Raw genomic sequence first — 12,814 nt, 5'->3', positions numbered from 1 at the left:
GGTGCAACTTTCAAAAGAATTCACACATCTCCTGTTTTTGATTTGTAAATGATTATTTTTACCCACCGATAAAAACTGATAAAATATCTGAAACGTGAAAAGAATAATTGTATTTGTCATTTTAATTGCTGCCTTTGCTATCGCATGTGATGATTCAACACATTACAAAATTTCAGGAACGATAACCAATGCTGAAGAAAAATACATTTATCTGGATGAATTGAAAGTCTCTTCTTCAGAAGCTGTTGATTCGGCAAAAATTGGTAAGAATGGAAAGTTTGAGTTTGACGGGGTTGTTCATCATCCTACTTTTTTTCTACTTAAATTAAGCGAGAAAAACTTTATTACCCTGCTGGTTGATTCGGCCGAACAAGTTGAGGTTGCAGGCGATGCCGCCAACTTTTCGCGCGATTATCGGGTTAGTGGCTCCGAAGGTTCGTCTTTGGTTCAGGAGTTGAATCTGCAACTAAGTGAAACAAAACACAAGCTGGACTCAATTGGTTCTTTGCATGTCATGTTTCGAACAGATCCAAATTATCCGGAATTGAAAAAGAAATGGGATAAAGAATACAGTGATGTTGTGCAAAATCAACGAGAGTATTCACAAAACTTCGTTAATGCACATCCGTTTTCTATGGCTAACGTCTTAGCGCTTTATCAAAAGTTCGACAACGATAACTTTGTTATTCAGGACTTGCAGTCGCTGAAAACAGCTGCTTCTGCGTTGAATACTTTTTATCCGGAGTCAGAGCACGTTAAAGCGTTATACGCGAACACAATTAAGTTGATGAAGGATGAGCGAAACGCTAAAATGCAGCAATTTATTCAGGAACAAGGCACGAATAGCCCCGATATTCTTTTACCGAACCCAGATGGGACGGAGCTTGCTCTGTCTTCGTTACAGGGAAAATATGTTTTACTTCAATTTTGGGCGTCTCAAGACCGTGGATCACGTATAATGAATCCTGTGTTAGTTGAACTTTACAACAAGTACAGCCGCAAAGGCTTTGAAATCTATCAGGTTAGCTTAGATGAAAATCGTTACGAGTGGGTCGATGCCATTGATAAGGATGGGCTGAAATGGACTAATGTAGGCGATATGAAAGGTAGTACAAAGGCGGTTTCTAATTACAACGTTCAGGAGTTGCCATACAATTATCTGTTGGATAAAGAAGGGGTAATTATAGCCAAAAACGCTAAAGGGCCTGCATTGGATAAATTATTGAAAGAGTTGTTGGATTAGTTTTTAAGCCCGTCTTTTTGAATTTTATTTTCTGATAACTTATTTTTTACAGGTATATTTGTCAGGTTTTTTTACGTAAGAACAGCTACACATTGACAAACTCAAAAAGCAAAATATATTTTGTTTCCGACATTCACTTAGGAGCCCCGGCGCTTGATAACAACAGGGAACGCGAACAAAAATTTGTTGCCTGGCTTGACGAAATAAAGCAGGATGCGGCAGCTCTTTTTTTGATGGGTGATATTTTCGACTACTGGTTTGAATACAAAAAGGTAGTCCCCCGGGGGTTTGTGCGCACCTTAGGAAAAATAGCTGAAATTGCTGATTCCGGTATTCCCGTTCATTTTTTTACAGGGAATCATGATGTATGGGTGTTTGATTATTTGCCTTCGGAATTGGGCGTGCAGATTCATCGCTCCGAGATGCGTATTTCCTTCTCCGGAAAGAAATTCTTTTTGGCACATGGTGATGGGCTTGATCCTTACGATAAAGGCTACCATTTCCTGAAAAAGCTATTTACCAATCGTTTTTTGCAATGGATGTATGCACGAATTCATCCGAATCTGGGAATTTGGCTGGCTCACAAATGGTCAAAAAAGAGCCGTTTGACTAAAGGAATGAGCGTTCCTTTTCACGGCGAAGACAAAGAAGGGCTTCTCCTTTTTGCAAAATCGGTGCTTGAAGATGAAGAAGTTGACTATTTTATTTTTGGTCATCGGCATTTGTTATTAGATTTGCCCCTTGAAAAAAGGTCCAGATATATTAACTTGGGCGATTGGATTACACATTACTCCTATGGAGTTTTTGATGGCGAAAAATTTGAATTGAAAAAATATAAAGGTCCGGGCGAAAAGCCTATGAATTGATTGCTATGGCTAAGAAGTTATACACAAAGATTATTGGAACAGGAAGCTGTATTCCTGAACAGGTAATAAGAAATGACTATTTTTCTGATTACTGTTTTTATGATCCTTCCTCGAAGAAACCTTTTGAGAAGACCAATGAGGAGATCATTCAAAAATTCCGTGAGATTACCAATATTGAGGAGCGCCGATGGGTGAAAGATGACCAGGTGGATTCGGATATTGCTGCCGAGGCAATAAAGGATGCTTGTGATTCTGCAGGTATTGAGTTGGATGAGCTGGAATTTATAATCATTGGACACAATTTTGGAGATGTTCAGAAAGGAAGAACACATATAGATGTGTTGCCTTCTTTGGCTAACAAAGTAAAAGGTAAGCTCGGACTGAAAAATCCGGCCTGTATTTGCCATGATGTAATATCGGGATGCCCAAGTTGGACTCAGGGAATGATTGTGGCCAATGCCTACATTAAGAGTGAAACGTACAACAAAGGAGTTGTTGTAGGTGCCGATGTGCTTAGCCGGATTGCAGATCCTCACGACCGGGACACCATGATTTACGCTGATGGAGCCGGAGCAACCGTTGTTGAAGGCGTTTGGTCTGAAGAACCTATTGGTATTTTAGCCCAATCAAGCCGATCCGATTCAATTCCATTTGCCAATCTTCTGACAATGGGCGACTCTTTGAATCCGGATTATGACAGAGATGATTTGTTTATCAAAATGGCCGGACACAAGTTGTATGTGTATGCCTTAAATCATGTTCCTGCCGTGGTGAAAGACAGTATCGAAAAGGCCGGATTGCAGTTAAGCGACATCAAAAAAGTGCTTATTCACCAAGCCAATGAGAAAATGGATGAAGCGATTTTAAAAGGTGTTTTCAAGCTTTATAAGGAAAAGGATATTCCTAAAGGAATTATGCCGATGAGTATCGATAAGCTTGGAAATTCGTCGACTGCTACTGTGCCGACCCTGCTCGATCTAATCGTAAAAGGAAAACTGGAAAATCAAGAGATTAAAAAGGGAGATTATATTATCCTTTGTTCGGTAGGTGCCGGGATGAATATCAATTCCATTATTTATAAGTGGTAAACGAATCAATTACAATATTTAGAAGCTGTTTCAAGAAATTGGAACAGCTTTTTTATGCTCATTATTCTTTTTGAAATAAACATTACCACTGAATGGGATCAATGCCTTTTTCCTGTAAAAAAGTATTCGTTTTGCTGAAATGATTATTTCCAAAGTAACCCCGGCTGGCCGACAGCGGCGATGGGTGAACCGATGTTAAAACCAGGTGTTTACTCTGGTCGATGAATTCTCCTTTTTTTATAGCATAGCTTCCCCACAAAATAAACACCACATGCTCTTTTTGCTCATTGATTTTATGAATAACGGCGTCTGTAAATTCTTCCCATCCTTTTTTCTGGTGCGAACCGGCTTGCCCGGCACGAACAGTCAGTGTCGCATTTAAAAGTAGAACTCCATGCTTGGCCCAATTGGTTAAATTGCCCGATTGCGGAATTGGTTTTGCAACGTCATTTTGCAGTTCCTTAAAAATATTTCGTAAGCTGGGCGGAAATTTAATGCCATCGTTTACGGAGAAACACAAACCGTGAGCCTGATTGGGACCATGATAGGGATCCTGTCCGAGTATAACAACCTTTAGCTGGCTGAACGGGCACTGATCAAAGGCATTGAAAATGAGTTTGGCAGGAGGGTAAACTTTTGTGGTTCGGTACTCTTCATGTACAAATTCCGTCAGGTTTTTGAAATAATCTTTTTCAAATTCGTCGGTTAGAACTCCTTTCCAGCTTGCTTCTATTTTTACATCCATGAGGTCGGTTTTTGCTTTGCGGAATCTAAAATAGCACTCAATTTTCAAATAGCAAATTCTGATAATCAAACTACTTTTTCAATAGCATTCTTCTTTGTACTTTTAGTTTTCAAAATATTGAAATATGGAATTTGCCTATCTGTTTGCTGGCTTGGCTATTGGCGTTGTTGTTGCCTTGTTGATGTCGAAATTGAAATCGAAAGGATCAGAAAATGACTTGTTAGCAATTCGTAATGATTACGGAAAAGTAAAAGTTCAGCTAGAAGAACGTGTCACTTATTTACAAGGTGATAAAGAACAACTTACACAAAAGCTTGAAGCTTCGGAACTGGAAAATGAGCAACAAGCCCAGCGATTAGCGAGGGCAGAAGTGGAATTTGCCAATTTACAGGAAAAGTTAATAAATCAGAAGCAGGAAATGGAAGCGCTTCAAAAGAAACTTACAACGGAATTTGAAAACATAGCGCATAAAATACTGAAACAGAATACACAAGATTTTACAGAGGTGAATCAAAAAAATATCAGTGAAATACTGAACCCCCTGCGAGAAAAAATTCAGTTGTTTGAAAAGAAAGTAGAAGACACTTATGAGAAAGGTTTAAAAGATCAGACTGATCTGAAAGCTGAGTTAAAAAAACTGCATGATTTAAACTTGAAGATTAGCGATGAAGCCAATAACCTGACCAAAGCACTAAAGGGCGATGTGAAGAAGCAGGGAAACTGGGGAGAGGTGATTTTAGAACGGATTCTGGAGCGTTCGGGATTGACAGAAGGACGTGAGTTCGAAAAGCAATTTAGTACGATTGGCGAAAACGGCTCACGCCTGCAGCCCGATGTGGTAATCCACTTGCCGGAGCAAAAGCATATTATCGTTGATTCGAAAGTGTCTTTGGTAGCGTACGAACGTATGGTGAACTCCACCGAAGAGGTGGAGCGATTGAAGCATATCAAAAATCACCTGGCAAGTATAAAAAGTCATATCAAATTACTTGGCGATAAGCATTACCAAACCGCTCAGGGAATGAACAGTCCCGATTTTGTTTTGCTGTTTGTACCAATTGAATCGTCCTTCAGTGTGGCCATCGAGGCTGATCAGGATTTGTTTTCCTACGCCTGGGACAATAAAGTGGTCATCGTTAGCCCGTCAACCTTGCTTGCTACTTTACGCACAATCGCCTCCATTTGGCAGCAGGAAAATCAAACGCGTAATGCAATGGAAATCGCCCGTCAGGGAGGTGCACTTTACGATAAATTTGTCAATTTTATTGGCGACCTCGAAAAGGTTGGAGCCAATATTGAGCAAACCCGTAGAAATTACGATTTGGCGATGAATAAGTTGAATGATGGACGTGGAAACCTGGTTCGCTCAGCCGAAAAACTTCGGGAGCTTGGAGCTAAGGCCAGCAAAGAACTACCGCAAAAGTATTTGGATGAATAATTCTATTTCTTTAAGAATTTCACTAGCGGTTCAATAAACCGATCAAAAGCTTCAATGTGCGGAAGATGTCCAATGTTATCCAATTCAACCAATTCGCAAGTTGGAATTTTTTGCTTTGTTTGTCGCCCCAGCTGAGGATAACGTCCCATGGTTTTCCGAACTTCCGGACTAACGAGTGGTTTTCCCAGTGCTGTTCGGTCGCGCTGACCGATGATAAGCAAGCTCGGAGCTTTTATGTTTTCAAATTCGTAACAAACCGGCTGGGTAAATATCATGTCGTAGGTTAGGGCGGCGTTCCATGCTATTCGCGGATAATCGATATTTAGAGTCCATCCTGCCAGAAGATTGACCCATTCGTCGTATTCGGGCTTCCATTGGTTGTCATAGTAACTTTCGAGTTGGTACTTTTTGATGGAAGCATAGCCTTTCCCTAATTCGTTTTTATACCACCATTTCACTGGTTTATAAGGCACTTTTAGTTTCCAGTCTTCCAAACCGATTGGGTTTACAAGAATGAATTTATCTGTTATTTCAGGGTACATTAAAACAAAGCGAGTGGCAACCATGCCTCCCATCGAGTGACCTAAAACGCTTATTTTTTCGATCTGCAGACTATCCAGAATAGCTTTTGTGTTTCTCGCTAGCTGTTGAAAAGTGTATTGATAATGTTCGGGTTTTGAAGATTTCCCGAATCCAATCTGGTCGGGAATAAATACTCGAAACCCTTCTTTGGCAAGGTAGTTTGCAGTTTGCTCCCAATAAGCACCATTAAAGTTCTTTCCATGAAGTAGCATAATGCTTTTCCCGTTTGCAAGCTCGGGCTGAACATCCATATAGGCCATTTGGTAGTTTACACCCTGACTATTGATGGTGATGTAATTGACATCAAATGGATAATTGTAATTTTCAAGGTTTAATCCTAATACTTTTAGGCTGTCGGGTTGAGCAAAACTGAGGTTTGTAGTCAATAATAAGATAAAAAGAGATATAATCGAATTTAGCTTCATATTCATAATTTTCCTGTGTTTGATTAATTTAACAGGAAGAAGAAACAATGGTTTAGAGATGAAGCTATTTAACTTTTAATAATTGTTAAATGAATCATTCTATGCTTTCGAAAATAATTCCTTATTCAGTTGATCTCGATTATCAAACCCATTGCGGATCGCAAATAGCAATTGCAGAATATTGCTCAACAGGCTATTGAAAAAGATAATAATCATCACCATTATTTGATATTTCACGGCAAGCATAGGATCTGATCCGCCTAATATTTGACCCGTCATTACTCCGGGGAGAGAAACCAAACCTACAGTTGCCATACTTGCCAGGTTGGGAGCCATGGCAGTTCGGATAGCCTCTTTCAGAAACGGACGGGCCGCTTCATTTTTAGTCGCCCCATTAGCCAATAGAAAAAGGTAAGTTTTTTCTTCTTTTTGAGCGCTGTTGAAAAATGATTTCAAGGCGACAATGTTCGTTTTTAGTGTGTTGCCGAGCATGAGTCCGGCAATTGGGATTAAGATATTTGCTTGAAAAATGTGATCGATCTGGACGATGGCCAGATTGAAATAGAAAATAGTAAAAAGAGTAGGGAGCAGCATGGCTGTAAAAGTAGGGAACAACAATTTTTTTAATCGGAGTGACGAATTTCGAATGCCTGAAAGAGCAGCAAAGAGTACCATCAGTAGTATGTAGGCTACATTGACAAAGGCATTGTCTAGCAAAAATATATATTTTAAGTAAACGCCCACAAACCCCAATTGAAGTAACATTCGCCCAACGGCAACGAGAAGTTTTTGATTAAACCCAAGCTTCAGTCGCCAAATAATTAGTAAGGTCGGTGCAATCAGCAACAGCCCTAGTAATAATCCACTTATTGAAATATCGGCTGCATTCATGCGATAAAGCTGGTTATCGTTTTCATTGGTTCGATTTGCCAAACCGGATCGTGACTTACGCAGATGACTGTTTTATTCGTATTGGCAACAAAGTCGATGAAGCGTTGTTTCTGCTTTTCATCCATGGCTGAGGTTGGCTCGTCAAGCAGTAAAACCGAACGGTCTAAAAGTTGGATCAAAGCCCATCCTAAGCGCTGACGCTCGCCGCCTGAAATGATACTGGTATTTTTGTTTAGTATTTCATGGGGGAGGTTGAATTCGTCCAGCTTTTCAATTAGTCGTTCTTCTGAAAAGTTAATGTGACGGTTTGCTTCAAAATCAAAGATGTCCTCGAAAACTTCGCTTACTTTTCCATTCGGGAAATCCACATCCTGACTTAAATAGGCAATCTGCCGTCTCACTTTATGGATGGTCTCCGCTGTTATTACTTTTTTATTGAAAAGAATTCTGCCTTCATCCGGAGCGTTAAAGCCCAAAATAAGCCGCAGCAGGCTGGTTTTTCCGGTTCCTGATTCTGCTGCTAGTAACACTTTATCTCCTTTGCTTATGCGAAGGTTGAAGTTTTTGAGCAACTGCTTATTTCCCAATTGTAGGGACACATTCTTGAATCGTATCATGGACGAATAAGAAAAGTAAGACAAAAAAAGCCGGATCAAGTCCGGCTCTGAATTTATATTAGCTTGCTTTTAGTCGATGTGTATTGCTTCGGTCAATTCTCTCTTGGGCATACTCTTTGGAGATGGCCAACTCTTTTATGCCGTCAGAAGGACTGTCGAACATGGCATCAAGCATGATGCTTTCGCAGATTGATCGCAGCCCGCGTGCGCCCAACTTAAACTCTACTGCCTTATCCACAATAAATTCCAACGCCTCTTCTTCAAATGTCAGGTCAATATCATCGAGTTTAAACAGCTTAACGTATTGTTTGATGATTGAATTTTTAGGTTCAGTCAAAATATTTCGTAACGCATGTCTGTCGAGTGGTTCCAAATAAGCTAAAACCGGCAGTCGGCCAATAATTTCAGGAATCAAACCAAAACTCTTCAAGTCTTGAGGAGAAATATATTGCAGCATATTTTCACGGTCCAAATTGTCAACCAATTTTTGAGCCCCAAAACCTACCACTGCGGTATTCAATCTTTTTGAAATCTTTTTCTCAATACCATCAAAAGCTCCACCACAAACAAAGAGAATGTTTTTTGTGTCTACCGGAATCATTTTTTGTTCCGGATGCTTTCTTCCTCCCTGTGGAGGCACATTGACAGTGGCTCCTTCCAATAGTTTCAATAGACCTTGCTGAACGCCTTCGCCTGAAACATCGCGGGTAATCGATGGGTTGTCACCTTTACGGGCTATCTTGTCCAGCTCGTCAATAAATACAATGCCTCGTTCTGCTGCTTCAACATTGTAATCGGCAGCTTGCAATAAACGAGTTAGCAGACTTTCAATATCCTCACCCACATAACCGGCTTCGGTCAGTACTGTGGCATCAACAATTGTGAAAGGAACATGCAGCATTTTTGCAATAGTACGAGCTAGCAAGGTTTTACCTGTTCCTGTTTGTCCAACCAGAATAATGTTCGACTTCTCAATTTCAGTTTCGTCGTTCGAAACTTTCTGAGTTAAACGTTTATAGTGATTGTAAACGGCTACTGATAAAGTCCGTTTAGCCTGATCCTGACCAATCACATATTGATCAAGGAATTCTTTAATTTCTTTGGGCTTTAAAAGCTTCAACCCATTGAGATCGAATTCGCTATCTTTTTTAAATTCCTCTTCAACTATGGCATAAGCCTGTTCAATGCAGTGGTCGCAAATATGACCGTCCATTCCTGCAATCAACAGGTTCGTGTCTTTTTTCTCTTTTCCGCAAAAAGAACATTTGTCCATGGTTTTCCCCTTCTTCCTCTTCTATTCGTTTTTCAATAATATATCGTCAATCATACCGTATTCTTTGGCTTCCTGAGCCGTCATCCAGTAGTCGCGATCTGAGTCTTTTTCAACTTGTTCGTATGAATTATCTGAATGTTTGGCAATGATGTCGTACAATTCCTTTTTCAATTTTAAAATCTCCCGGGCTGTAATTTCAATATCCGAAGCTTGTCCTTGCGCACCACCCATTGGCTGATGGATCATGATTCGCGAATGCTTCAATGCCGAACGTTTTCCTTTGGTTCCGGCTGTTAAAAGTACAGCTCCCATTGATGCAGCCATTCCGGTGCAAATTGTGGCAACATCCGGTGAAATATACTGCATGGTGTCGTATACACCCAATCCTGCATGTACGGATCCTCCCGGGCTGTTAAAATAAATCTGGATGTCTTTGCTGGGGTCGGTTGATTCGAGGAAAAGCAGCTGCGCCATAATGATGTTGGCAATGTAATCGTCGATTGGTGTTCCCAAAAAGATGATACGATCCATCATCAAACGAGAGAAAACATCCATCGATGCTACGTTCATTTGCCGCTCCTCGATAATGTATGGAGTTAAACTATTTGTAAACAACGAATCGTAGCGGTGCATTGTTAAGCTGCTGATTCCCATGTGCCCCTGGGCGTATTTTTGAAATTCTTTTTTATCGCTCATGTTTCTATTTCTGGTTAAAAAAAAACTTTGTAAAGTCTGGCTTTTTATGACTTAGACCTGCGTGAACAGCTAAAGTCGAAAACCAGTTTTTACAAAGTTAAAAAATTATGCTACTCGCTAGCTAGCAGCGCTGTTAATTTTCTACTTTTCCAATAATTTGTTAAAGTCTTCCTGGCTAATTTCTTTTTCGTCAATGCTAACGTTTTCTTTGATGACAGCCATGATTTTATCTTCTTGAACGCGGGTTGTAATGCGTTGTTTTTCTTCTTTGTTTTGAAGGATTTGTTCGCCGAAAGCGTTCAACTGCTCATCGGGCATGTCGAACATTCCGTATTGACGGAATTGCATTGCTGCAACTTCCTTGGCCATTGCCTGAATATCTTCTTGTTTGATTTCAATTTCATTGTCTTTGGCAATGCGGTCTTTAATTAATTGCCAGCGCAAATCTTTCATGAAATTATCAAAATCATCTTCTATTTGCTGGTCGGTCAATTCGTTGTTGGTTGTTTTCAGCCAACGTTTTAGAAATTCTTCCGGCAATTCCATCTCAATTTTTTCAATTAAGATGTCGCGGCTATCGATGGTGAATTTGTAATCGCTTGAGTATTTCAGTTGTTCCTCAAGATCAGCTTTCAATTTATTGCGGAATTCTTCTTCTGTCTTGATCTCTGTATCATCACCAAAAGCCTTTTTGAACAAATCCTCGTTTACTTCAGCCTTCTTAAATCGAAGAATTTCAGTAAGCGTGAATTTAAAGTCACCTTCAACGTTTTCAGCTTCTTCGTGAGAAATATTCAGCATATGACCTACTTCGTGACGGTTATCGTAAACCTTGATCGGGTCGAATACGATGGTGTCTCCAGCTTTTTTGCCAATGATTTCTTTCTTAACCTCTTCGTCTTTCATTACATCAACGGCAATGACAACCTGTTCAGCTTTGATCCCGTCTTCCAATTCGTTGCCTTCGGCGTCAAGCTGCACAAAGTTTCCGCGGATCGTATCTTTTTCTTCAACAGTTTCAGCAGCTTCATTTGCGCCAAATTTGCTGGTGTACTGATCAACTTGTTGGTCGATCATTTTATCATCAGCCTGAATTAAGTAGTAGGGATATTTTTTGCGCTTGTCAAATTTCACTTCAACTTCAGGAGCTACCGCAATATCGAATGCGAATTCAAAATCTTGTGCTGTTTCAAAGTCAAACGAAGGTGTTTTTTCTTCATTTGGAAGCGGTTCTCCAAGAATATTCAATTTTTCTTCAACGATGAATTTTGATAAGTTTTCAGACAACATTTTATTGACCTCTTCAGCAAGGATTGCTTTCCCATACATCTTTTTTATCAAACCTGCAGGAACTTTGCCGGGTCTGAAACCTGGCATGTTAGCTTTTTTACGGTATTCTTTCAATTGCTCGGCAACTGTAGCTTCGTAGTCGTTTTTCTCGATCTTTACAGTAACAATCGAATTTAGATCGTTGATGTTCTCTCTTGTAATATTCATATAATTCCGCTTAAGAAATGGAAAATGTTCAAATTATCAAACAGTTAACTCTTTTTGTCAAGTTTAACTTATGGCTATAATCAATAAAAACCGCATGCTTCGATATTATAATCAAGCATTGCGGTTGTATTTTTCAATTTGTGCGGGCGAAGGGACTCGAACCCCCACGTCAAAGACACTAGATCCTAAGTCTAGCGCGTCTACCAATTCCGCCACGCCCGCGAATTGCGGTGCAAATGTATGTTATTTTTTTTTATAACACAAACGAAGAAATAAAACTTTCAGATTTTTTTTGTTGAGGTGAAGTCGTTTTACCGGAGCGTGAAATTTTGCCCCAAATAAACACGGCGCACATCTTCATCGTTGGCTAAATCTTCGGCTGTTCCTGCTTTCATAATCGATCCTTCGAATAAGAGGTACGAACGGTCGGTGATAGAAAGTGTTTCGTGTACGTTGTGGTCGGTGATCAGTACGCCGATGTTTTTTGCCTTGAGCTTATTCACAATTTCCTGAATGTCTTCAACGGCAATAGGGTCTACTCCGGCAAAGGGTTCATCCAGTAGTATAAATTTGGGGTCAATAGCCAGCGCACGGGCAATCTCGGTTCTTCGGCGTTCGCCCCCCGATAATTGGAATCCCTTGCTTTTTCGAATATGCTGTAGTCCAAATTCCTCAATTAACGACTCCAATTTTTCCTTTTGGTACTCCTTGGTGTAGTTGGTCATTTCCAGCACAGCCTTCAGGTTATCTTCAATGCTTAATTTCCTAAAAACAGAAGCCTCCTGAGCGAGGTAGCCTATCCCAAGCTGAGCCCGTTTGTAAACCGGAAGTTTTGTGATGTTCTTAGTATCCAGGAATACTCTTCCTGACAGCGGCTGAACCAGCCCGACAATCATGTAAAAAGAAGTTGTTTTTCCGGCTCCATTTGGTCCGAGCAGCCCAACAATTTCGCCTTGTTCCACTTCAAAAGACACTCCTTTTACAACTGTTCGTTTCCTGTATTTCTTAACTATATTGTCGGCTCGTAATTTCATGTGTCTATCGTTGTATGATTTTTATTGCAACACTTGAGCCTGCCAATAATATTCATGCCCCAGTGTGTTTTTAATTTTACATGCTCGTTTTACAATATTCAAACGCTTAATTTGATGAACTATTATAGCGCCTCCATATCCTCTTCAGCTTTTTTATTAACCCGTTTCGAAATTACAATTCCAATTTCATACAAAAAAACCAATGGCAGACATACCATGATTTGGCTGAAGACGTCGGGTGGAGTGATGATCGCGGAAAGCAATAATAAGGCAACATAGGCATGTCGCCGATAGCTTTTCATCAATGACGGCGTTAATATTCCGATCTTGCTTAAAAAATAAACGAATATCGGAAGTTCAAAGATTACGCCGCTGGCCAGACTGATAGAGGTGACTGTTCCAATGTAGGAGCGCATGTT

The 12,814-nt window shown here is 40.2% G+C and carries 13 protein-coding genes and 1 tRNA gene; 4 read left to right on the top strand and 10 right to left on the bottom strand.

From position 1 onward, the window contains the following. The first annotated feature begins 94 nt into the window (after positions 1 to 94). From ACTB00_RS17755 to ACTB00_RS17745, 3 genes are all read left to right on the top strand, one after another. Positions 95 to 1,243, top strand: coding sequence for a thioredoxin-like domain-containing protein (locus tag ACTB00_RS17755; RefSeq protein WP_463301253.1), 1,149 nt, complete (start codon positions 95 to 97; stop codon positions 1,241 to 1,243). Between the two features lie 92 nt (positions 1,244 to 1,335). Further along, complete coding sequence (locus tag ACTB00_RS17750) at positions 1,336 to 2,109, top strand: UDP-2,3-diacylglucosamine diphosphatase (protein ID WP_463301252.1); 774 nt, start codon at positions 1,336 to 1,338, stop codon at positions 2,107 to 2,109. A 5-nt stretch (positions 2,110 to 2,114) separates the two neighbouring features. Beyond that, entirely contained in the window at positions 2,115 to 3,197 is a 1,083-nt protein-coding gene (locus ACTB00_RS17745; RefSeq protein WP_463301251.1) for a 3-oxoacyl-ACP synthase III family protein, read from the top strand. Positions 3,198 to 3,279: 82 nt separating this feature from the next. Here ACTB00_RS17745 and ACTB00_RS17740 read toward each other — a convergent pair whose 3' ends face one another. Next, the gene (locus ACTB00_RS17740) at positions 3,280 to 3,942 is read right to left on the bottom strand and encodes a uracil-DNA glycosylase (RefSeq protein WP_463301250.1); all 663 of its coding nucleotides are present in this window, start codon (positions 3,940 to 3,942) and stop codon (positions 3,280 to 3,282) included. 124 nt (positions 3,943 to 4,066) lie between these two features. Between ACTB00_RS17740 and ACTB00_RS17735 the strand changes: the two genes are divergently transcribed. Continuing rightward, positions 4,067 to 5,380, top strand: a complete 1,314-nt coding sequence (locus ACTB00_RS17735) for a DNA recombination protein RmuC (RefSeq protein WP_463301249.1) — start codon at positions 4,067 to 4,069, stop codon at positions 5,378 to 5,380. Between the two features lie 2 nt (positions 5,381 to 5,382). Here the strand turns inward: ACTB00_RS17735 and ACTB00_RS17730 are convergent, their stop codons facing one another. From ACTB00_RS17730 to tatC, 9 genes are all read right to left on the bottom strand, one after another. Next, a complete protein-coding gene (locus ACTB00_RS17730) occupies positions 5,383 to 6,393 on the bottom strand; it encodes an alpha/beta fold hydrolase (RefSeq protein ID WP_463301248.1) in 1,011 nt (336 codons plus the stop codon). 93 nt (positions 6,394 to 6,486) lie between these two features. Further along, a complete protein-coding gene (locus ACTB00_RS17725) occupies positions 6,487 to 7,320 on the bottom strand; it encodes an ABC transporter permease (RefSeq protein ID WP_463301247.1) in 834 nt (277 codons plus the stop codon). After that, positions 7,275 to 7,895, bottom strand: a complete 621-nt coding sequence (locus tag ACTB00_RS17720) for an ABC transporter ATP-binding protein (protein ID WP_463301246.1) — start codon at positions 7,893 to 7,895, stop codon at positions 7,275 to 7,277. The genes ACTB00_RS17725 and ACTB00_RS17720 overlap by 46 nt, the downstream gene beginning before the upstream one ends. A 58-nt stretch (positions 7,896 to 7,953) precedes the next feature. Next, a complete protein-coding gene (gene clpX / locus ACTB00_RS17715) occupies positions 7,954 to 9,168 on the bottom strand; it encodes an ATP-dependent Clp protease ATP-binding subunit ClpX (protein WP_463301245.1) in 1,215 nt (404 codons plus the stop codon). Positions 9,169 to 9,189: 21 nt separating this feature from the next. Then, positions 9,190 to 9,864, bottom strand: coding sequence for an ATP-dependent Clp endopeptidase proteolytic subunit ClpP (gene clpP / locus ACTB00_RS17710; protein WP_159518660.1), 675 nt, complete (start codon positions 9,862 to 9,864; stop codon positions 9,190 to 9,192). A gap of 141 nt (positions 9,865 to 10,005) precedes the next feature. Next, on the bottom strand, positions 10,006 to 11,361 hold the full coding sequence (gene tig / locus ACTB00_RS17705) for a trigger factor (RefSeq protein WP_463301244.1): 1,356 nt from the start codon (positions 11,359 to 11,361) through the stop codon (positions 10,006 to 10,008). A 141-nt stretch (positions 11,362 to 11,502) separates the two neighbouring features. Continuing rightward, positions 11,503 to 11,583, bottom strand: a tRNA-Leu gene (locus ACTB00_RS17700). An 89-nt stretch (positions 11,584 to 11,672) separates the two neighbouring features. Continuing rightward, positions 11,673 to 12,395: an LPS export ABC transporter ATP-binding protein gene (gene lptB, locus ACTB00_RS17695; protein WP_463301243.1), complete on the bottom strand. Its 723-nt coding sequence runs from the start codon at positions 12,393 to 12,395 to the stop codon at positions 11,673 to 11,675. Between the two features lie 122 nt (positions 12,396 to 12,517). Beyond that, a partial coding sequence (gene tatC, locus ACTB00_RS17690) for a twin-arginine translocase subunit TatC (protein ID WP_463301242.1) occupies positions 12,518 to 12,814 on the bottom strand: 297 nt, incomplete at its 5' end.

The organism is Sunxiuqinia sp., assembly GCF_055140945.1.
This window is presented reverse-complemented; position numbering and strand designations above follow the sequence as displayed.

Bases quoted from the DNA above. Each gene is read 5' to 3' on its own strand.
- ACTB00_RS17730 (WP_463301248.1), bottom strand. From the start codon at position 6,393: ATGAATATGAAGCTAAATTCGATTATATCTCTTTTTATCTTATTATTG.
- ACTB00_RS17720 (WP_463301246.1), bottom strand. From the start codon at position 7,895: ATGATACGATTCAAGAATGTGTCCCTACAATTGGGAAATAAGCAGTTG.
- ACTB00_RS17745 (WP_463301251.1), top strand. From the start codon at position 2,115: ATGGCTAAGAAGTTATACACAAAGATTATTGGAACAGGAAGCTGTATT.
- lptB (WP_463301243.1), bottom strand. From the start codon at position 12,395: ATGAAATTACGAGCCGACAATATAGTTAAGAAATACAGGAAACGAACA.
- clpP (WP_159518660.1), bottom strand. From the start codon at position 9,864: ATGAGCGATAAAAAAGAATTTCAAAAATACGCCCAGGGGCACATGGGA.
- clpX (WP_463301245.1), bottom strand. From the start codon at position 9,168: ATGGACAAATGTTCTTTTTGCGGAAAAGAGAAAAAAGACACGAACCTG.
- tig (WP_463301244.1), bottom strand. From the start codon at position 11,361: ATGAATATTACAAGAGAGAACATCAACGATCTAAATTCGATTGTTACT.
- ACTB00_RS17735 (WP_463301249.1), top strand. From the start codon at position 4,067: ATGGAATTTGCCTATCTGTTTGCTGGCTTGGCTATTGGCGTTGTTGTT.
- ACTB00_RS17740 (WP_463301250.1), bottom strand. From the start codon at position 3,942: ATGGATGTAAAAATAGAAGCAAGCTGGAAAGGAGTTCTAACCGACGAA.